This window comes from Streptomyces sp. NPDC058464 (assembly GCF_042721035.1).
GTDB lineage: Bacteria > Actinomycetota > Actinomycetes > Streptomycetales > Streptomycetaceae > Streptomyces.
This window is the reverse complement of record NZ_JBHXMA010000012.1, coordinates 119,307-137,481: the sequence shown is the minus strand read 5'-3', so window position 1 is coordinate 137,481 and position 18,175 is coordinate 119,307. Positions and strand designations below refer to the sequence as shown.

The 18,175-nt window shown below is 72.9% G+C and carries 17 protein-coding genes; 10 read left to right on the top strand and 7 right to left on the bottom strand.

Features of this window, described 5'->3' with window-relative positions; genetic code table 11:
• The first annotated feature begins 12 nt into the window (after positions 1-12).
• Positions 13-216 carry an MbtH family protein gene (locus ACFWPQ_RS18300; protein ID WP_089104367.1) on the top strand — a complete coding sequence of 68 codons (204 nt, stop codon included), beginning with the start codon at positions 13-15 and terminating at the stop codon, positions 214-216.
• A 58-nt stretch (positions 217-274) separates the two neighbouring features.
• Here the strand turns inward: ACFWPQ_RS18300 and ACFWPQ_RS18295 are convergent, their stop codons facing one another.
• The 3 genes from ACFWPQ_RS18295 to ACFWPQ_RS18285 are packed head-to-tail and all read right to left on the bottom strand — an operon-like array spanning position 275 to position 4,884.
• Positions 275-1,345 carry an iron-siderophore ABC transporter substrate-binding protein gene (locus tag ACFWPQ_RS18295; RefSeq protein WP_384035208.1) on the bottom strand — a complete coding sequence of 357 codons (1,071 nt, stop codon included), beginning with the start codon at positions 1,343-1,345 and terminating at the stop codon, positions 275-277.
• A 60-nt stretch (positions 1,346-1,405) separates the two neighbouring features.
• Positions 1,406-3,205: an ABC transporter ATP-binding protein gene (locus tag ACFWPQ_RS18290; protein ID WP_384035205.1), complete on the bottom strand. Its 1,800-nt coding sequence runs from the start codon at positions 3,203-3,205 to the stop codon at positions 1,406-1,408.
• Positions 3,202-4,884: an ABC transporter ATP-binding protein gene (locus ACFWPQ_RS18285; RefSeq protein WP_384035404.1), complete on the bottom strand. Its 1,683-nt coding sequence runs from the start codon at positions 4,882-4,884 to the stop codon at positions 3,202-3,204. The genes ACFWPQ_RS18290 and ACFWPQ_RS18285 overlap by 4 nt, the downstream gene beginning before the upstream one ends.
• A gap of 151 nt (positions 4,885-5,035) precedes the next feature.
• Here ACFWPQ_RS18285 and ACFWPQ_RS18280 point away from each other — a divergent pair, with 151 nt between their 5' ends.
• A complete protein-coding gene (locus tag ACFWPQ_RS18280; protein ID WP_384035202.1) occupies positions 5,036-5,794 on the top strand; it encodes an RNA polymerase sigma factor in 759 nt (252 codons plus the stop codon).
• Positions 5,791-6,024, top strand: a complete 234-nt coding sequence (locus ACFWPQ_RS18275; RefSeq protein ID WP_384035200.1) for a hypothetical protein — start codon at positions 5,791-5,793, stop codon at positions 6,022-6,024. The genes ACFWPQ_RS18280 and ACFWPQ_RS18275 overlap by 4 nt, the downstream gene beginning before the upstream one ends.
• Before the next feature lie 34 nt (positions 6,025-6,058).
• Here ACFWPQ_RS18275 and ACFWPQ_RS18270 read toward each other — a convergent pair whose 3' ends face one another.
• Both ACFWPQ_RS18270 and ACFWPQ_RS18265 read right to left on the bottom strand, forming a co-directional pair.
• Complete coding sequence (locus tag ACFWPQ_RS18270) at positions 6,059-7,210, bottom strand: lactonase family protein (protein ID WP_384035198.1); 1,152 nt, start codon at positions 7,208-7,210, stop codon at positions 6,059-6,061.
• A gap of 180 nt (positions 7,211-7,390) precedes the next feature.
• The gene (locus ACFWPQ_RS18265) at positions 7,391-9,064 is read right to left on the bottom strand and encodes a hypothetical protein (protein WP_384035195.1); all 1,674 of its coding nucleotides are present in this window, start codon (positions 9,062-9,064) and stop codon (positions 7,391-7,393) included.
• Positions 9,065-9,435: 371 nt separating this feature from the next.
• On the opposite strand from ACFWPQ_RS18265, the gene miaB reads away from it, so the two are divergent.
• Genes miaB through ACFWPQ_RS18250 form a run of 3 tightly spaced genes read left to right on the top strand, consistent with a single transcriptional unit; the run spans position 9,436 to position 12,131 of the window.
• On the top strand, positions 9,436-10,962 hold the full coding sequence (gene miaB, locus ACFWPQ_RS18260) for a tRNA (N6-isopentenyl adenosine(37)-C2)-methylthiotransferase MiaB (RefSeq protein ID WP_384035192.1): 1,527 nt from the start codon (positions 9,436-9,438) through the stop codon (positions 10,960-10,962).
• A 52-nt stretch (positions 10,963-11,014) separates the two neighbouring features.
• The gene (locus tag ACFWPQ_RS18255) at positions 11,015-11,305 is read left to right on the top strand and encodes a hypothetical protein (protein WP_384035190.1); all 291 of its coding nucleotides are present in this window, start codon (positions 11,015-11,017) and stop codon (positions 11,303-11,305) included.
• Between the two features lie 10 nt (positions 11,306-11,315).
• Entirely contained in the window at positions 11,316-12,131 is an 816-nt protein-coding gene (locus ACFWPQ_RS18250) for a class III extradiol dioxygenase subunit B-like domain-containing protein (RefSeq protein ID WP_384035187.1), read from the top strand.
• Between the two features lie 109 nt (positions 12,132-12,240).
• On the opposite strand, the gene ACFWPQ_RS18245 is transcribed toward ACFWPQ_RS18250, so the two are convergent.
• Both ACFWPQ_RS18245 and ACFWPQ_RS18240 read right to left on the bottom strand, forming a co-directional pair.
• Positions 12,241-12,543, bottom strand: a complete 303-nt coding sequence (locus ACFWPQ_RS18245) for an antitoxin (protein WP_384035184.1) — start codon at positions 12,541-12,543, stop codon at positions 12,241-12,243.
• Positions 12,544-12,576: 33 nt separating this feature from the next.
• Positions 12,577-12,873 (bottom strand): hypothetical protein, encoded by a 297-nt coding sequence (locus ACFWPQ_RS18240; protein ID WP_384035182.1) that lies wholly within the window; start codon positions 12,871-12,873, stop codon positions 12,577-12,579.
• A gap of 183 nt (positions 12,874-13,056) precedes the next feature.
• On the opposite strand from ACFWPQ_RS18240, the gene miaA reads away from it, so the two are divergent.
• The 4 genes from miaA to ACFWPQ_RS18220 all read left to right on the top strand — a co-directional run bounded on the left by miaA (position 13,057) and on the right by ACFWPQ_RS18220 (position 18,110).
• Entirely contained in the window at positions 13,057-13,995 is a 939-nt protein-coding gene (gene miaA / locus ACFWPQ_RS18235) for a tRNA (adenosine(37)-N6)-dimethylallyltransferase MiaA (RefSeq protein ID WP_384035179.1), read from the top strand.
• A gap of 107 nt (positions 13,996-14,102) precedes the next feature.
• Positions 14,103-14,609, top strand: coding sequence for a hypothetical protein (locus ACFWPQ_RS18230; RefSeq protein WP_384035401.1), 507 nt, complete (start codon positions 14,103-14,105; stop codon positions 14,607-14,609).
• Positions 14,610-14,739: 130 nt separating this feature from the next.
• Positions 14,740-15,627 (top strand): diaminopimelate epimerase, encoded by an 888-nt coding sequence (gene dapF / locus ACFWPQ_RS18225; protein WP_384035176.1) that lies wholly within the window; start codon positions 14,740-14,742, stop codon positions 15,625-15,627.
• Positions 15,628-15,923: 296 nt separating this feature from the next.
• Complete coding sequence (locus tag ACFWPQ_RS18220) at positions 15,924-18,110, top strand: RelA/SpoT family protein (protein WP_384035173.1); 2,187 nt, start codon at positions 15,924-15,926, stop codon at positions 18,108-18,110.
• Positions 18,111-18,175: the final 65 nt, after the last annotated feature.

Sequence of the window (18,175 nt, the reverse complement as noted above, 5' to 3'; positions counted from 1 at the left end):
GGACCCGCTGACATGAGCAACCCGTTCGAGAACCCCGACGGCGTCTACTCCGTACTCGTCAACGACGAGGGCCAGTACAGCCTGTGGCCCGACTTCGTGGACGTACCGGCCGGCTGGACGGTCGTGCACGGCCCGGCGGCCCGGCAGGAGTGCCTGGACCACATCGAGACGCACTGGACGGACATGCGGCCCAAGAGCCTCGTAGACGGCTCCTGACAGACAAATGAAGGGGGTGGATCCGGGAGACCGGATCCACCCCCTTCATTTGTCTGCGTTACGACGCCGGCTGCTCCACCTTCGTCGCCGTCTTGCCGTCCACCGCCGCCGCCAGCTGCGGCACCAGGCGGTCCAGGACGTAGGGGATGCTCAGCACGGTCGACAGGGACACCGCGTTGCCGTAGTCGCTGGTCTCCTTGATGTAGACCTCACGGCCCTGCTTCACCACGTTCAGATCGCCGTAGACCGGGTCATCGTGCAGCTTGGTGACCGACGTGGTGGTGTCTGGCGCGATCCACACGGCCACGTCCTGGTCGAGCAGGTCGTAGCGCTCCTTGCTGATCTGGGCGCCGAACTGGTCCCCGATCACCTTGTCGAGGTCCTTGGGCAGCGTGAAGCCGAGGTCGGACAGGAGCCGGGAGCGCGGGTCCTGGCTGCCGTAGACGAACACTCCCTGGTACGGCGTCGCCATGACCGCCGTGGCCTTGGCGAACGCGGGGTTGGCCTTCTCGGCCGCCGTGAACTTGGCCTCCACGCCCGACACCAGCGTCTTGGCCTCGTCCGCCTTGCCGAGCGCCTGCCCGATCTCCTCGGTCTGCTGCTGCCACGGCACGCCGTAGTCGTTGTACTGCTTCGGCTGGGCCACGACCGGCGCGAACTTCGACAGGCTCTCGTACTGGGCCTTGGTCAGGCCCGAGTACACCGCGAGGATCAGGTCCGGCTTGAGCGCGGCGATCTTCTCCACCTGGGGGCCGGTACCGGTGTCCTTGAGCACGGTCGGCGCGGCCGCGCTGCCCAGCTTGTCCTGGGCCCAGGGGCCGATCGCCCCCTTGTAGCCGCCCAGCCACTCGGTCGTGCCGACCGGGACCTTGCCGAGGGCGAGGACGGCGTCCTGGTCGGTGAGGCCGACCGTCACGATCCGCTTGGGTTCGGACGTGATGGTCGTACTGCCGAACTTGTGGGCGATCGTCACGGGGTACGCGCCGGCGGAGGAGTCCTTCGCCGCGGACGAGGACGAACCGGAGTCGCTGTCGGAGTCGGTGGAGCCGCAGGCGACCGCCGTCGCCGTGAGCAGGAGTACGGCGGCGAGCAGGCCGGTGAGCCTGGACACTCTGGTGGCGCGGGGCATCGGCTGATCCTTCTGGTCTTGGCGATGGGTCCGGCGGGGGGCGGCTTGGCTTTTCGGAAATCAGTGGGGAGCGGCGGGGGAGCGGTGGTCGGACCATGCCTGCCACAGGGCGGCGTACCGGCCCCGGGCGGCGAGGAGTTCGCCGTGGCTGCCCTCCTCCACCACCCGGCCGTCGCTCAGCACGACCACCCGGTCGGCCGCGGCGGCCTGGCTGAGTCGGTGCGCCACGACCAGTGCGGTACGGCCCCGCAGCGCCTGCTCGGCGGCCTCGTCGAGCAGCCGGGCGCCGGAGCTGCCCGCCTCGGCGGTCGCCTCGTCGAGCACGACGACCGGCGGATCGGCCAGCAGCAGTCGGGCCAGGGCGAGTTGCTGGGCCTGGTCGGCGGTGAGCCGGTGCCCGCCGTCGCCGACGACCGTGTCCAGCGCCTCCGGCAGCGCCTCGGCCCAGCCGAGGGCGCCCACCGTGGCCAGCGCGTCCCGGAGTTCCCCGGCGCTCGCGTCCGGGCGGGCCAGGCGCAGGTCGTCGGCGAGCGGCCCGGCGAAGACGTGCACCTCCTGGGTGACGAGCCCCACCAGGCGGCCGGAGCCGTCCGGTTCGGCGCCGCCCACGTCGACCCGGCCGGCCTCCGGGCGGTGCAGTCCCGCCACCAGCCGGGCCAGGGTCGTCTTGCCCGCGCCCGTGGTGCCGACCAGTGCGACCCGTTCCTTGGGCCGCACCTCCAGGTCGACGCCGTGCAGCACCGGACGGCCGGGCACGTACGCGTGCGAGACCCCGGTCAGCGTCACGGTCGGATCGCCCGTCCCGGCGGTCGTACGGCCGTCCGTGTGCTCGTCGGCGGCGGGCACCGGCTCGTCGACGACCCCGACCAGCCGGGCCAGTCCCGCCGTCGCCGACTGGGCGTCGTCAAGGAGTACCAGCGCGGTGTTGACCGGCCCGAAGAGGCTGTGGAAGTACAGCGCGGCGGCCGTCGCCGTACCGACCGAGGCGGAACCGGACCGCACCAGCAGGAACCCGGTGACCAGCACGGCGGCGAGGCCCGCGTACTCGGCGATGTGCAGCCTGCTGTAGAAGCGCAGCACCAGCCGCACCCCGCGCATCGTCAGCTCCACCGCCGCCCGCGAGCGCTCGGTGACCTGACGGGTGTGGTCGTCCTGGAGCCGGTACGCCCGTACCGTCCGGGCCCCGCCGATGGTGTCCAGCAACTGCTGCTGCTGGGCCCCGGTGGCGATCCGCTCCTTCGCGTACAGGGGCACGGCGTTGCGCACGTACCAGCGGGCGGTGTGTGCCTGCACGGGCACCGCGAGCAGCGCGGCCAGCAGGAACCGCCAGTCCAGCAGGGCGAGGGCGGCCAGCGTCAGCACGATCGACAGCCCGGAGCGGGCGAGTTCGGGCAGGGCGGTGCGGACCGCGTCGGCGACCCGGGAGACGTCCCGGGTGACCCGGGCGTTGAGGTCGCCGGAGCCCGCCCGCTCCAGCCGCTCCAGCGGCAGCGACAGGGCGCGTTCCACGAACAGTTCGCGCAGCCGGGCGAGCGCGGTCTCGCCGAGCCGGGACACCAGGGACATGCCCAGTGCGGTGGTGACGCCCTGCACCGCGGCGACCCCGGCGAGCGCGAGGACGGGCCAGGTCAGGGCGTCGGGGGAGCGGTGCTCGGTGACCACGTCCACGATGTGCCCGAGCAGCGGCTGGGTGAGCAGTCCGACGGCCGTGGCGAGCGCCATGGCACCGAAACCGGCGGCCGCCAGCTTCCGGTCGGGGCGCAGGAGTTCGCGTACGGCCGCCCGGGTGCGGGCGGGCGTGGCGGTGGGCAGCAGGTCGCTCTCGGTGCCGCCGGGCCCTGCGGTCACGTCCGTCGTCATGCCAGTACCGCCGTCCGGTAGGTCTCATGGGTCCGGGCGAGTTCCGCGTGGGTGCCCTCGGCGCCGACCCGGCCGCCGTCCAGCAGCACCACCCGGTCGGTGACGGCGAGCAGCGCCGGGCTGTTGGTCACCACGACCGTCGTACGGCCCTGCCTGAACTCCCTGAGTCCCTCGGCGATCCGGGCCTCGGTGACCGCGTCCACGGCGGTCGTCGGGTCGTGCACGACCAGGACGGGGCGTCCGGCGCGCAGGGCCCGGGCCAGCAGGACGCGCTGCCGCTGCCCGCCGGACAGGGAACGCCCGCCCTCGCCCACCCCGGTGGCCGCGCCGTGCGGCAGCGAGCGGGCCACCTCGTCGGCGCCGGCGGCGGCCATGGCGCGTGCCGTCAGAAGGTCATCGTGCGCGTCCGCCGGGACCACGTTGTCGGCGAGCGATCCCTCGAACAGCGCGGCGTCGTGGGCGGCGACCAGCACCGCGGCCCGCAGCCGGGCCGGGTCCAGCCGGGTCAGCGGCACGCCGTCCAGCTCGACCGAGCCCGACTCCGGGTCGGCCTCCCGGCCCAGGCAGCTCAACAGGGCCTCGGCGCAGGCCGGATCGGTCACCGCGATCCCGGTCAGCCGCCCGGCGGGCACCTCGAGGTCCAGACCGTCGAGGCCGCCGAGCCGTACCCCGCGCAGCCGCAGCTCCCCGCGCACCGCGCCCGGAACCGGTTCCTCCCCGCCCGTGACGGCGGGCCCGGCGGAGAGCACCTCGGCGATCCGGGCGGCGGAGGCACGGCCCTGTGCCAGTTCGGCGTTGACCCAGGCGAACGTCTCCAACGGCCCAAGCAGGAACAGCGCCAGGCCGACGGCGGAGACCAACTGGCCGAGCGTGAGGGAGCCGTCGAGGGCCAGCCGGCCGCCCACCCAGGCGATCAGCGCGAGGAACCCGCCGGTGAGGGCCAGTACGAGCCCGGTCTGCCAGGACTCGGCCCGCGCCGCGCGCAGGGTGGCCGCGAGGGAGACCTGGCTGGTACGGCGGTAACGCTCGACCGCGGCCCGCTGCGCGCCCAGCCCCTTCAGCACCCGCAGCCCGGCCACGAGATCGGCCGCGACCCCCGCCGCGCCCGCGGCCCGGTCCTGCTCGGCCTCGCTGCGCCGCTCCAGGGGCTTGCTGAGCAGATGCCCGAGCCACAGCAGCACGGGCGTGCCCAGCAGCACGATCAGACCGAGCGGCACGGACGTCAGCAGCAGCGCCACCGCGCTGACGGTGATGCCGACGACGGCCGAAACGCCGCTCATCAGCGCCATGTTGACCGCCCCGACGCGCTTGGCGTCCTCGGTGGCGACGTTGGCCAGCTCACCGGAGAGCCGGTCCGACCCGGCCCCGCCCCGCGGGTCGAGCACCCGGCGCACGACCGCCAGCCGGAGCTCGTGGGCGGCCTCCTCGGCCCCGCGCTCCCCGGCCCGCGCGCCCAGCCGGAAACTCCACGACAGGCACACGTAGAGGACGGCCAGCACGGCCAGCCACAGCACCAGACGCCCGGCGTCCTGCCCGGCCACGGCCTGGTCGACGACGACACCGATGAGCACGGGGACCAGGGCCTCCCCGAGTTGGTGCACGCTCCCGAGCGCCGCACCGAGAGCAACCCGCCGCCCCTGCCCTCTGACCGAGCTGGCCAGGACATCCCGCCCCGACAGTTCCCCTGATCCCACCGGCCACCCTCCGGAAGCGGTCAACTTAGGCAAGGCTACTCTAAGTAAATGTGGTGGCGTCAATCCCCGTATCCCCACCGCGCCTTGCCGCCACCGCCCTCCGCGGGCCGTGCCTGCGGCACCTACGATGGGGCGCATGGGGTCGGTGACCAGAGATGAGCAGGGCGAGCCGACGCGGGAGACGGCCGCGGCGCCCGCCGGTGTGGCGTCTGCCGACGCAGTGCCCGCCGAAGTGGTCCCCGCCGACGTGACGCCCGCCGATGTGGCGCCCGCGTTCGACCCGGTCTCGGCCTCCTGGGTGCGGGGCCTGTCGTCGACCGGGGCCGCCTACGAGCAGACCTGCACCCGGCTGCACGGCGAGCTGCTGCGGATCGCCAGACGGGAACTGGCCAGGCGGCGCTCCCGGTACGGCTTCGACGGCCCCGAGGTCGACGACCTCGCCCACCAGGCCGCCGCCGACGCCCTCCTCGCCATCACCAGGAAGGTCGGCGACTTCCGCGGGGAGAGCCGGTTCACCACCTGGGCCTACCGGTTCGTCGTCCTGGAGGTCTCGGCGAAGATCGGCCGCCACTTCTGGCGCACCGGGCGGGTGGAACTCGACGGCGAGGACTGGGACCGGCTGCCCGACCGGCTCGGCGCCGACCCCGCGGACTCGTCCGAGGCACGCGCCCTGGCCGCCGCCGTGCGCGCGGCGGCCGACCAGGTACTGACCCGCCGTCAACGCAGGGTCTTCGTGTCGCTGGTCCTCGACGCCGTACCGCTGGACACGCTGGTCCTGGAACTCGGCACCAGCCGGAACGCCGTCTACAAGGCGATGTTCGACGCCCGGCGCAGGCTGCGCGACCATCTCGTGGCGCAGGGCTATCTGGACGTGATCCCCGGGAGGCGGTCATGACGGAGCCGGACCGGCTCTCCGCGCGGGCGTCGCTGGAGCGCTTCCTGACCACGGACCCGAGGGACGTGGGCTGCGACGAGGCGCTGCGCGTGCTCCATGTGTACGTGGAACTCAAGGCCGCCGGGGGCGATCCCGAGCGGCACTGGCCGGGCGTCTCGGCGCACCTGCTCGCCTGCGGCCCCTGCGACGACGACTACCGCGGGCTGCTCGCCGCCGTGCTGGGGACCTGAACCCGGCTCCGGCACGACGGCGAGCGGTCTGCCGTCAGGAGGCGGCGATGCCCTCGCCGCCGACGGCGTCGGGGACGACGACCGAACCCACCCGGGTCAGGGAGCCGTCGCCGTTCACGCGGAACTCGTCGACGCCGCCCTCCTTGCCGGTCTGGACGTACAGGAAGCGGCCGTCCGAGGAGACGTCGGCGTCCACCGTGCCGGCGCCGGTCGCGGTGGTACCGACCGCCGTGAGCGCGCCGTCCGTGCCGACCCGCAGGCCGGACAGCGTGCCGCTGCCCGCGTTGGAGGCGTAGACGCGCGCGCCGTCCCGGGCGATCCAGCAGGTCGCCGCCTGACCGGTCGCCACCTCCGAGACCTTGGTCAGCCGCAGGTCGGCGCCGATGCGGAAGGTGGCCACCGAGTTGGTGCCCGCCTCGGTCACCACCAGCCGCCCCCGGGCGTCGAAGGTGAAGCCGAAGGGGACCGCGCCCGGGGTGGCGGTGACCACGGGCCGGGCCGCGATGCCGGACCGGTGCACCGGGAACACGTCTATGGTGTTGGCGCCGGCCTTCGTGGTCACCACCAGCGCACGGCCGTCCGGGGTGAAGGCGAGCTGCCCCGGAGTGTGCGTGAACTGGGGCGTGGCGGCCGGGTCCAGGCCGAGGGAGCGGTGCCAGGAGGCCACCTTCACCAGCGAGCCGTGCACGTTCCGGAAGCCCTGTACGGAGCCGCCGCCGAGCGCGTTGAGCACGTACACCAGGTCACCGTGGGCGGCCACGCTCACCGGGAAGTCGCCACCGGACGAGACGACCTGACGACGGATCAGCTTGTCGCCCCGGACCGAGAACACCGTGACCGTGTCACTGCCGGCGTTCACGGCGTACAGCAGACCGTGCGCCCTGTCGTACGTCAGCGACCCCTGCGAGGCGAGGTGGTCGACCGCCGAGCCGTCGAGGACACCGCCCAGCCCGCCGGTCCGGTACACACCGCTCTGGTGCAGCGTGCCGTCCGCGGCACGGCTGTAGGCCACCACGGCGTTGCCCGTCACCCCGTCGGTCTGGACGAACACGGCTCCGTGGGCGCCGCCCGGGTACGCCGAGGCGGATCCGGCGCCCAGTGCGAGAGACGCCCCGGCGGCCACCATCACGGCGACCGCCGCGACGGCCTTCGACCTCATGCCCACCGTCTTCATGTCCATCGTCATGTTCCTGCGCTCCTGTCGACGCGGCGGCCTCGGCCGCCGGCACTGGTGCGAGACCTGCTCCGGCCTCACACCAGATCCGCGTCGAGGGCGCCGCCGACCTTTCCGCACCCGGCCCCCACGAAAGATCTCCGTAAGAACTCGGCACCGGGACAGGAGGACGTCGGTTCAGCGGACGTCGGTTCAGCGGACGTCGACGTAGTCGGTGACCCTGGCGCTCCTCAGGTAGTGGTCACCGGTCTCACGGCTGACGGCGAGGGCGTAGGTGCCGTCCCGTTCGGCGCTCACCATGCCGACGAGGTGGCCGTGCCTGTCGGAGTCCAGCTCACAGACGTAGTGGTAGGTGCTGGAGCCGCGCGGCCTGAAGTAGAGGGTGGGCGAGCCGCCGGACAACGGCTTCCAGGTGGAGCCCTTCTTGTACTGGAGGGTGCCGCCGAAGCTGATCGGCTGCCCCTTGCGGACCGGGTCGGGAGAGGCGCGGAAGCCGGTGACGCGGGTGGCGTAGCGGTAGAGGCGGACTGGCTTGGTGGTGCTGGTGCCGAGGTCGGGGTTGCCGTCGAAGCGGGCCCGCCAGTAGGCGTCGGTGTCCGGCGCGGTGAGGGTGCGCGCGAACGTCTCCTGGAACAGGGGTTTGTCGTAGCGGATCGGGAGCGGCACGGTGGTGGCGTTCTTCCAGCCCGTCTTGCCGTCCTGGGAGTACTGGAGGGTGACGGTGGGCTTGGCGGGCCACTTCGCGCGCGGGTCCTCGTAGTAGACGTAGCCGTAGGTTGTCAGGGATCCGTCGTCGTTGAGGCTTGCGCCCATGTCGGTGTGGGTGGTGTACGCGACATGCAGGCTGAAGGGTTCGGTGGCGGTCTGCTGGAAGGGCATTGAGCCGGTGCCGGCGACGAGTTCGGCGCTCGGCGCGGGGTTGTCCGACGAGACGCGCAGGGTGTAGTCGCCCCGGCTGTCGGTGGTCGTCTGTCCGGCCACCACCGTGGAGTCCTGAAGGGTGATCGCGGTGTTCGGCAGCGGCTGCCAGCCGGCGGTGGTCTGGATCTCGGCGTGGCCCGTGACCGTTCCGGTGGCACCCTGCTTCAGGTCCAGGGCGTGGGTGCTCGCCGAGAAGCGCACCGGTGCCTGGGTGGTGTGCAGGTACTGGTCGGGGTACGTCGGCAGGTCGATCGCCCCCGGGTGGCCGCCGGAGGCCCGGGGCACGGCGAACAGCCGGAAGGACGGCTCGGTGGGGACGTAGGCGGCGGTGAAGCGGCCGTCGGGGCCGGTGGTCCCGGTCGTGATCGCCTGGCTCGACCCGGCGTAGACGACGACGTCGACGGGCGTGCCCTCGGCGGGAGCCGCGGTGCCGGGGTCGCGGGGGTCCCGGGCGACGGCGGTGCCGCTCACGGAGACCCGCTGGTGGAGGTAGTCCGGCACGCTCGGGGTGGTGGTGAGGTCGGAGATCGTGACGACGGTCCGGTACCGCAGGGGGTGCGGCGACAGCGCACCGGTGACGGTGGCGCCGGAGGCGTCCCGCAGATCGACGGTGACCCGGTAGTCGCCGAGCTCCGCCAGGTGCACCGGTGCCCGCCAGACTCCGGACCGTGCGTCGTCCCCCGAGTACTGGGTGAAGTCCTCGGTCGACCCGGCTTCGGCCGCCCCGTCCGGTGCGTCCAGCGGATAGAAGTGGGCCGTGATGCGGGTGAGCGGGCTGTCGGAGTGCGCCGTCACGAAGAGCAGGCCGGGCTCGTCCCAGCCGTCGGCGTCGGACAGCACGGGACCGCCGACGGTCCCGTCCGCCCGGGCCGGGGAGAGCCCCGTGAACAGGGAGGCGGACAGCGCGGTCGCCGTGGCCGCCGCCAGGAAGGCGCTGCGTCTCATGGTGTCCCCCCAGGGAATCCGGTCCACGACGACCGGGAGCGCGCGGACCCGAGAGAGGTCCCCCCGACGCTCCCGGGCCGGTCAAGTGATCGAGAACTCTAGCGGTGGACTGTGACATGCCTGTGTGTGGGTGTCCCGGGCGGCGGCGGGCGATCCGGCGGCGGGCGAGCGTCCGTCGGCGCGGCCCACGGCAGCCGTCACGGACCGGCACGACATCGGGAGTCGGCGCCCGGTCCCGGCCGCCTGGCCTGGGGCGGAGCGGCGCCGGGCGGCAGGGGTACTCGGAACCCGCTGTCAGGGGCTTTCCCGGGGAACCCCGGCCCCTGGACGGGTGGGGACGGGGTTCCAGGAAGAGCGCCTACCCTTGACGCATGACCAGCAGCAGCGACCGGAGCCCGGCAGTGGACGTGTCAGCACCCAAGACCTATGAAGTCCGTACCTACGGGTGCCAGATGAACGTCCACGACTCCGAGCGATTGTCCGGGCTGCTGGAGGAAGCCGGGTACGTGCGCGCCCCCGAGGGGTCGGACGGGGACGCGGACGTCGTCGTCTTCAACACGTGCGCGGTCCGGGAGAACGCCGACAACCGGCTGTACGGCAACCTCGGCCGGCTCGCGCCGCGGAAGGCGGAGCGGCCCGGGATGCAGATCGCGGTCGGCGGCTGCCTGGCGCAGAAGGACCGCGACACCATCGTGCGCAAGGCCCCCTGGGTCGACGTCGTCTTCGGCACGCACAACATCGGCAAGCTGCCGGTCCTCCTGGAGCGCGCCCGCGTCCAGGAAGAGGCGCAGGTCGAGATCGCCGAGTCGCTGGAGGCCTTCCCCTCCACCCTGCCGACCCGGCGCGAGAGCGCCTACGCGGCCTGGGTCTCGATCTCCGTCGGCTGCAACAACACCTGCACCTTCTGCATCGTCCCGGCCCTGCGCGGCAAGGAGAAGGACCGCCGCACCGGCGACATCCTCGCCGAGATCGAGGCCCTGGTCGCCGAGGGCGTCTCCGAGATCACGCTGCTCGGGCAGAACGTCAACGCGTACGGCTCCGACATCGGCGACCGCGAGGCCTTCAGCAAGCTGCTGCGGGCCTGCGGGAACATCGAGGGCCTGGAGCGGGTGCGGTTCACGTCCCCGCACCCCCGTGACTTCACGGACGACGTGATCGCGGCCATGGCCGAGACCCCGAACGTGATGCCGCAGCTGCACATGCCGATGCAGTCCGGCTCGGACACCGTCCTGAAGGCGATGCGCCGCTCGTACCGGCAGGAGCGCTACCTCGGGATCATCGAGAAGGTGCGGGCCGCGATCCCGCACGCGGCGATCACCACCGACATCATCGTGGGCTTCCCCGGCGAGACCGAGGAGGACTTCGAGCAGACGATGCACGCCGTGCGCGAGGCCCGCTTCACACAGGCCTTCACCTTCCAGTACTCCAAGCGGCCCGGCACCCCCGCCGCGACCATGGAGAACCAGATCCCCAAGGCGGTCGTCCAGGCGCGCTACGAGCGTCTCGTCGCCCTCCAGGAGGAGATCTCCTGGGACGAGAACAAGAAGCAGGTCGGCCGCACCCTGGAGCTGATGGTCGCCGAGGGCGAGGGCCGCAAGGACGGCGCCACCCACCGCCTCTCCGGCCGTGCCCCCGACAACCGCCTGGTCCACTTCACCAAGCCGGACCAGGACGTCCGCCCCGGCGACGTCGTCACGGTCGAGATCACCTACGCCGCCCCGCACCACCTCCTCGCCGAGGGCCCGGTGCTCGGCGTACGGCGTACCCGCGCCGGCGACGCCTGGGAGAAGCGGAACGCGGCCGAGACCGCCAAGCCGGCGGGCGTGCTGCTGGGGCTCCCGAAGATCGGCGTGCCCGAGCCGCTGCCGGTGGCGACCGGGGGCTGCGCGGCGCACTGAGCACCCGCCATACTCCTCACGTCGATCAGGAGGCGGGGGCGGGGGGCGGAGCATGGCGCGCTGGGTGGTTGTCGTGCAGTTCGGGAACGGGGACTACTACAAGGTCGAAGAGGTCACCCGCTTCGAGAGCACCCCGGAGCAGGCCCGGGCGACCCTGTACGAGGTCGCCTGCACGCACCGCCATCGCGCGGGCCTGCGCCAGCAGCGCCGTGAGGTGTTCCGGGTGGGGGACGGGGACGCGTACTACGTCCACATCGACGGCATGATGTCCACGCACCGTGTCTTCTACCGGCTGGCGGAACTGGCGTGGAGCACCGGTCCCGCGCCCGCCTACCCGCAGTAGGCTGCCGATCATGCTTGTCGCAGCCGCCGTCTGTCCCTGCCCGCCCGTCCTCGTCCCCGAGGTCGCCGCGGGAGCCGCGCCGGAGCTGGACGCCGCGCGTGCCGCCTGCGCCGACGCACTCGGGGTGCTCGCCGCCGCCCGGCCCGACCTCCTGGTGGTCGTGGGGCCCGCCGAACAGCCGGGACGGGGCGTGTTCCCCCAGGGCAGCCCGGGCACGTTCCGGGGTTTCGGGGCCGAGGTCGACGTACGGCTGGGCAGTGCCGAGGCCAGTGGTGGTGTCGAAGTCAGCGGTAGCGCCGAAACCAGCGGTAGCGCCGAAGTCAGCGGTAGCGCCGAGGCCAGTGGGCGGGCCGCGGCAGGTGGGCGGGACGCGGTCGGTGAGCGTGAGCTGCCGCCCTCGCTCGCCGTCGCCGCCTGGCTGCTGGAACGCACCGGCTGGGCCGACGCCCCCATCGAGGGGCTCGGCGTCGGCGAACCCCTGGAGGCCGAGCGGTGCGTAGGGACCGGCCGGGAGATCGCCGGCCGCGCCGCGCGGGTGGCGATGCTGGTCATGGGCGACGCCAGCGCCTGCCGCACCCTGAAGGCGCCGGGCTACCTCGACGAGCGGGCGGCCCCCTTCGACGCCGAGGCCGCCCGGGCGCTCGGCGCGGCCGACATCGCGGCGATCAAGGCCCTCGACGCCGACCTGGCGTACCAGCTCAAGGCCGCCGGCCGCGCCCCCTGGCAGGTCCTCGCCGGCGCGGCCGAGGACGCGGACCTCGCCGGGGCCCTGCTCTACGACGACGCACCGTACGGCGTCTGCTACCTGGTGGCGACCTGGTCCTGAGCGCCGGCCGTGCAGTGCCGCCCCGTCCCGACTGCCCGCCGAAACGGCGGACGGCCGGGAGTCGGGTGACTCTCGGCCGTCCGCCGATCCGCTCCGGGACCCGCCCGGCTCAGGAAGCCGACGGCGGCCCCTCCGGCCGGGTCGAGGTGGGGCCGGGGGCCGTACCACCCGTGTCACCCGAACCGCCCATGGCGTCCGGGTGCACAAACCGGTCCATGGCGCCCTTCGCCCTCCCGGAACCCGTCTGGATCTTGTCGCTGTACTTGCCCTTGGTCTTCTCGTCGACGACCCGCGCGGCCTTGTCGATGCCGTGCTGGAGCTTGTCGACCTTGTCCTCGTGCTGCTGCGCGAAGTGAGAGGCCTTGTCCTTGGCCGGGGCGAGCTTGGCCTTCAAATTGTCCAAAAGACCCATGGTTACCTTCCCTATGGCTTCCCTCGCGGGCCGTTATGTGCGGGCGCCCTCGCCGGCCTCGTTGTCGGCGGCCTCCTTGGCGGACTGCTGCTTGGGAATCTCGGTGCTGTCGGCGGCGACCGCGGTGCGCTCCGTCTCCGTCCTCGCGTCCGCGCCCCGGCCGTCGTCCTCGCCCGAGCCCTTCGTCGCCGCCTCGGCCGCTTCCTCCGCCGCGTCCGCCGCCACGTCCTCCGGTCCGGGCCCATCCGGCTCGGCACCGGCCGGCACCTTCGTGTCCGGCTCTTCCGACGCCTTCGGCTTCTTCCCAAGGAACCGTGCAAAAACGCCCATATCCACTCCATACGTTACTCGTGCGAGCGAAATCCCGCGTGACCCCGGTGCGTCCGATTGCGCCGGACCGGTCGCCACCTCTCGCCGGCGGTGGCGGGAACCTCGCAACGGGCAACGAAGCCGGACACGCTCCGTCACGTAACTCGTTCGAGACCTGCCTCCGAGGTTTGCGAGACTGGTGCGGTGAGCAGCGCACCCCCCGCCCCCCGTGTCATCGCCGTCGTCGGCCCCACCGCGGCCGGAAAGTCCGACCTCGGCGTCTTCCTGGCCCAACGGCTCGGCGGCGAGGTCGTCAACGCCGACTCCATGCAGCTGTACCGGGGGATGGACATCGGCACCGCCAAACTGACGCCCGAGGAGCGCGCCGGCGTCCCGCACCACCTGCTCGACATCTGGGACGTCACGGTCACCGCCTCCGTCGCCGAGTACCAGCGGCTCGCCCGCGCCCGCATCGACGCCCTGCTCGCCGAGGGCCGCTGGCCCGTCCTGGTCGGCGGCAGCGGGCTGTACGTCCGCGGTGCCGTCGACAACCTGGAGTTCCCCGGCACCGACCCCGAGGTCAGGGCCCGCCTGGAGGACGAGCTCGCGCTGCGCGGCTCCGGAGCCCTGCACGCCCGGCTGTCGGCCGCCGACCCCGAGGCCGGCCGCGCGATCCTGCCCAGCAACGGCCGCCGCATCGTCCGCGCGCTGGAGGTGATCGAGATCACCGGGCGCCCCTTCACCGCCAACCTGCCCGGCCACGACTCGGTCTACGACACCGTCCAGATCGGCGTCGACGTGGCCCGCCCCGAGCTCGACGAGCGCATCGCGCTGCGCGTCGACCGGATGTGGGAGGCCGGTCTCGTGGACGAGGTGCGCGCGCTGGAGGCGCACGGGCTGCGCGAGGGACGCACGGCGTCGCGCGCGCTCGGCTACCAGCAGGTACTGGCGGCGCTCGTCGGCGAGTGCACGGAAGCGGAAGCGCGGGCCGAGACCGTTCGTGCCACCAAGCGCTTCGCGCGCCGCCAGGATTCATGGTTCAGGCGCGATCCCCGGGTGCACTGGTTGAGTGGGGCCGCAGCGGACCGCGAGGAACTTCCGCGGCTGGCCCTGGCGTTGGTCGAACGACCGGTCACAGCCTGATCACGTCATTGCATCGGGATGCGCCACGGGTCATCGACGCCTCCGGCGCCGTGCCATCATCGAGCTTCGATCGCAAGTGGAGTCCTAGGTTGGGAGGGCGCGTGGCGATGGAGGCCGGCCCTCGCGACACCGCACGAGACACCGAGCACGTCGCAGTCGGGGCCAGTGAGGCAGTGGAGGCCGAGGACCGGCTGAGCTCCGACGGTCCGGACGACACGGTGGGCGGCGGCGTCACCGCCGACGGCCCCGAGCCGGAGGAGATGTTCGCGAGCGGCCCCGAGGTCGAGGTGGAGCTCCGCCCGCAGCGCCGCCTGCGCCTGTGGCAGCTGGCCCCCATCGTGGGCCTGGCCGCGGTCGGCTCCCTGATGTTCGCCTTCCCGCTGGCCTTCGACTTCGGCGACAGCGGTGCGGTGATCGCGATGCTGGGCCTGCTGATCTGCTCCTGCGCGGCGGGCTGGGGAATGATGGCGGCGAGGAAGGTCGGTTACACGTGGCCCGGCCTCCCGGCGCGGGGCTCGGGCCGGCGGCCCGACTGGCGCGTGGTGATCGGTTACGTGGTCCTGGTGGCGATCGTGGCCGTCCTGGCGGTGTGGCGCGTGGCGCGCCTGCGCTGAAAGCGCCCCCACTGGAGCGCCCCGACAGGGGCGCGGGGCTGTATCCATGTGCGGCTCCGCCGCGTGGGCGCGACCAGCCCCCACCCACCCGCACCCGAACGACCACGCAACCCTCCCTTACCCTCGAAGAATGAGCATCCCCTTCCTCAAGGGCCACGGCACCGAGAACGACTTCGTGATCGTCCCGGATCCCGACAACGCCCTGGACCTCACCCCGGCCGCCGTAGCAGCCCTCTGCGACCGCCGTGCCGGCATCGGCGCCGACGGCGTGCTGCACGTCGTGCGGTCCGCCGCGCACCCCGAGGCCAAGGGGATGGCCGCCGACGCCGAGTGGTTCATGGACTACCGCAACGGCGACGGCTCGATCGCCGAGATGTGCGGCAACGGCGTCCGCGTCTTCGCCCGCTACCTCCAGCACGCCGGCCACGTCACGGAGGGCGACCTCGCCGTCGCCACCCGCGGCGGCGTCAAGACCGTGCACATCGCGAAGACCGGGTCCGACAGCGGCTCCGCCGCGGGGGACGTCACCGTCGGCATGGGCCGCGCCCGCCTCCCCGAGGGCGACGTGACCGTGAGCGTCGGCGACCGCACCTGGCCCGCGCGGAACGTGAACATGGGCAACCCGCACGCCGTCGCCTTCGTCGAGGACCTCGCGGACGCCGGTGACCTCTACAGCCCGCCCCCCTTCAGCCCCCCGTCGGCCTACCCCGAAGGGGTCAACGTCGAGTTCGTCGTCGACCGCGGCCCCCGCCACGTCGCGATGCGCGTGCACGAGCGCGGCTCCGGTGAGACCCGCTCCTGCGGCACCGGCGCCTGCGCGGTCGCGGTGGCCGCCGCCCGCCGCGACGGCGCCGACCCCACGGTCACCGGCGCCCCGGCGACGTACACCGTGGACGTGCCCGGCGGACGGCTCGTCATCACCGAGCGGCCCGACGGCGAGATCGAGATGACCGGTCCCGCAGTGATTGTCGCCACGGGCGAGATCAGTGCGGAGTGGCTGGAAAACGCCGTCCGTTGAGCTGACCGCAGGTCGTAAACCGTGGTCCGGGCGGTGCTCCAACGCCCGGATCCACGGCCCGCGTTGTCACGGTGGCGAGAAACATCGGCCACCCCCCGAACAGGTGGCGCAAAATCGTAAACCTCGAAATCGTCGCTCGATTGGGTGATCCGTTTCACGCTCGGCGGGAGCCGGTCAATCGGGCGCGATGGGCTCGGTAGCATCAAGCACCGGCACGGACGGGGGAACGTCGCCAATCCCTGAGCCGCGTATGCCCTGGGGCCCCGTCCGCCGGTCCACGAGCCGGAGGTGTGCCCATGAGTGCGGAGGCCACGAACCCTGCGACGCCCGGTCCTGCAGCGCCCACAGCGGCGGTCCGCAGGAAGGCCCGCCCCCGGATCGACCTGCGCCGGCTCGGCCGGGCCGCGCTGCTCGGCAACGCCGCCCGCGGCAAGCTCCCCGATGCCATCGGCCATGTCGCCGAGGCGCACCGCGCCCACTATCCCGACGCCGACCTCGAACCCCTGCGCCACGCCTGGGTCCTGGCCGAGTCCTCGCACCGCGGCCAGATGCGCAAGAGCGGCGAGCCGTACATCACCCACCCCCTCGCGGTCACCCTCATCCTCGCCGAACTCGGCGCCGAGACCACGACCCTGACGGCGTCTCTGCTCCACGACACCGTCGAGGACACCGATGTGACGCTGGACCAGGTGCGGGAACAGTTCGGCGAGGAGGTCCGTTACCTGGTCGACGGGGTGACGAAGCTCGAGAAGGTCGACTACGGGGCCGCCGCCGAACCCGAGACGTTCCGCAAGATGCTCGTCGCCACCGGCAGCGACGTCCGGGTGATGTCGATCAAGCTCGCCGACCGTCTGCACAACATGCGCACCCTCGGCGTGATGCGCCGCGAGAAACAGGAGCGCATCGCCAAGGTCACCCGCGACGTGCTCATCCCGCTCGCCGAGCGGCTCGGCGTGCAGGCGCTCAAGACCGAGCTGGAGGACCTGGTCTTCGCCATCCTGCACCCCGAGGAGTACGAGCACACCCGCGAGCTGATCGCCGGGAACGCGGCGCGCTCCGGCGACCCGCTCGCCGAGATCGCCGACGAGGTCCGCGGAGTGCTGCGCGACGCCGACATCCCGGCCGAAGTCCTCATCCGCCCCCGGCACTTCGTCTCCGTCCACCGCGTCAGCCGCAAACGCGGCGAGCTGCGCGGCGCCGACTTCGGCCGGCTGCTCGTGCTGGTCAACGAGGACGCGGACTGTTACGCCGTCCTCGGTGAACTGCACACCTGTCTGACCCCGGTGGTCTCGGAGTTCAAGGACTTCATCGCCGTACCGAAGTTCAACCTGTACCAGTCGCTGCACACGGCCGTCGCCCGCGGCGACGGACAGGTCGTCGAAGTCCTCATCCGCACCCACCAGATGCACAAGGTCGCCGAGGCCGGCGTGGTCGCCCTCGGCAATCCCTACGCCCCGGCCACCGAGACCCCCGGCGCCGACGCCCCGGCCGCCGGTGCTCCGGCCACCGGTACGCCCGCCTCCGACTCCGCGGAGGACCCGGAGAACGGCGAGCGTGCCGACCCCACCCGCCCCGGCTGGCTCTCCCGTCTCCTCGACTGGCAGAAGGCCGCTCCGGACACCGACACCTTCTGGTCCACCCTGCGCGAGGACCTCGCCCAGGACCGCGAGATCACCGTCTTCCGCCCGGACGGCGGCGCGCTCGGCCTCCCCGAGGGCGCCACCTGCGTCGACGCCGCCTACGCCCAGTACGGCGAGGACGCCCACGCCTGCATCGGCGCCCGCGTCAACGGCCGCCTCGCGACCCTCAGCACGGTCCTCAGGGACGGCGACACCGTCCAGCTCCTGATGGGCCAGGACCCGGCCTCCGAGCCCTCCCGGGAATGGCTGGAGCACGCCCACACCCCGGCGGCCCGGATCGCCATCCAGCGCTGGCTCGCCGCCCACCCGGACCGTGCCGAAGAGCCGCCGGCCCCGGTCATCAGCCGTCCCGTACCCGACTCTCCGGCCCCCGGCGGCGCCCCGAGCAGCGCCCCCCGGACCGCCAGCGCCGTGGTCGCCGACCGCCCCGGAGCGACCGTACGGCTCGCCGGCTGCTGCACCCCCGTACCGCCCGACGAGGTCATTGGCTTCGCCGTGCGCGGGGGAGCGGTCACCGTGCATCGCGTGGAGTGCGCCTCGGTGCTGCACATGAAGAGCTCCGGGCGCCCCGAGGTGGCCGTGAGCTGGGGCGACAGCACGGCCTGCCGGGTCACCCTGGTCGCCGAATCGTTCGGGCGCCCCCATCTGCTCGCCGACCTCACCGAGGCGATGGCCCAGGAGGGCGCCGAGATCGTCTCGGCGACCGTGGAACCCCCCAGCCAGCAGCGCGTCCGCCACACCTACACCGTGGAGCTCCCCGACGCGGCCCACCTGCCCGCCCTGATGCGCGCGATGCGCAACGTGCCCGGTGTGTACGACGTCGGCCGAGCGCAACACCAGTGAGCTACTCGTTCGAGTGGATTGGTCGCGATTCGTCGACGTGAGGGTGGGGTGCGCTGGTAGCGGTG

What these genes read in the sequence shown, in the direction of transcription:
- ACFWPQ_RS18300 (WP_089104367.1), top strand. Translation starts at nt 13, where the DNA reads ATGAGCAACCCGTTCGAGAACCCCGACGGCGTCTACTCCGTACTCGTC.
- ACFWPQ_RS18295 (WP_384035208.1), bottom strand. Translation starts at nt 1,345, where the DNA reads ATGCCCCGCGCCACCAGAGTGTCCAGGCTCACCGGCCTGCTCGCCGCC.
- ACFWPQ_RS18290 (WP_384035205.1), bottom strand. Translation starts at nt 3,205, where the DNA reads ATGACGACGGACGTGACCGCAGGGCCCGGCGGCACCGAGAGCGACCTG.
- ACFWPQ_RS18280 (WP_384035202.1), top strand. Translation starts at nt 5,036, where the DNA reads ATGGGGTCGGTGACCAGAGATGAGCAGGGCGAGCCGACGCGGGAGACG.
- ACFWPQ_RS18275 (WP_384035200.1), top strand. Translation starts at nt 5,791, where the DNA reads ATGACGGAGCCGGACCGGCTCTCCGCGCGGGCGTCGCTGGAGCGCTTC.
- ACFWPQ_RS18270 (WP_384035198.1), bottom strand. Translation starts at nt 7,210, where the DNA reads ATGACGATGGACATGAAGACGGTGGGCATGAGGTCGAAGGCCGTCGCG.
- ACFWPQ_RS18265 (WP_384035195.1), bottom strand. Translation starts at nt 9,064, where the DNA reads ATGAGACGCAGCGCCTTCCTGGCGGCGGCCACGGCGACCGCGCTGTCC.
- miaB (WP_384035192.1), top strand. Translation starts at nt 9,436, where the DNA reads ATGACCAGCAGCAGCGACCGGAGCCCGGCAGTGGACGTGTCAGCACCC.
- ACFWPQ_RS18255 (WP_384035190.1), top strand. Translation starts at nt 11,015, where the DNA reads ATGGCGCGCTGGGTGGTTGTCGTGCAGTTCGGGAACGGGGACTACTAC.
- ACFWPQ_RS18250 (WP_384035187.1), top strand. Translation starts at nt 11,316, where the DNA reads ATGCTTGTCGCAGCCGCCGTCTGTCCCTGCCCGCCCGTCCTCGTCCCC.
- ACFWPQ_RS18245 (WP_384035184.1), bottom strand. Translation starts at nt 12,543, where the DNA reads ATGGGTCTTTTGGACAATTTGAAGGCCAAGCTCGCCCCGGCCAAGGAC.
- ACFWPQ_RS18240 (WP_384035182.1), bottom strand. Translation starts at nt 12,873, where the DNA reads ATGGGCGTTTTTGCACGGTTCCTTGGGAAGAAGCCGAAGGCGTCGGAA.
- ACFWPQ_RS18230 (WP_384035401.1), top strand. Translation starts at nt 14,103, where the DNA reads ATGGAGGCCGGCCCTCGCGACACCGCACGAGACACCGAGCACGTCGCA.
- dapF (WP_384035176.1), top strand. Translation starts at nt 14,740, where the DNA reads ATGAGCATCCCCTTCCTCAAGGGCCACGGCACCGAGAACGACTTCGTG.
- ACFWPQ_RS18220 (WP_384035173.1), top strand. Translation starts at nt 15,924, where the DNA reads ATGAGTGCGGAGGCCACGAACCCTGCGACGCCCGGTCCTGCAGCGCCC.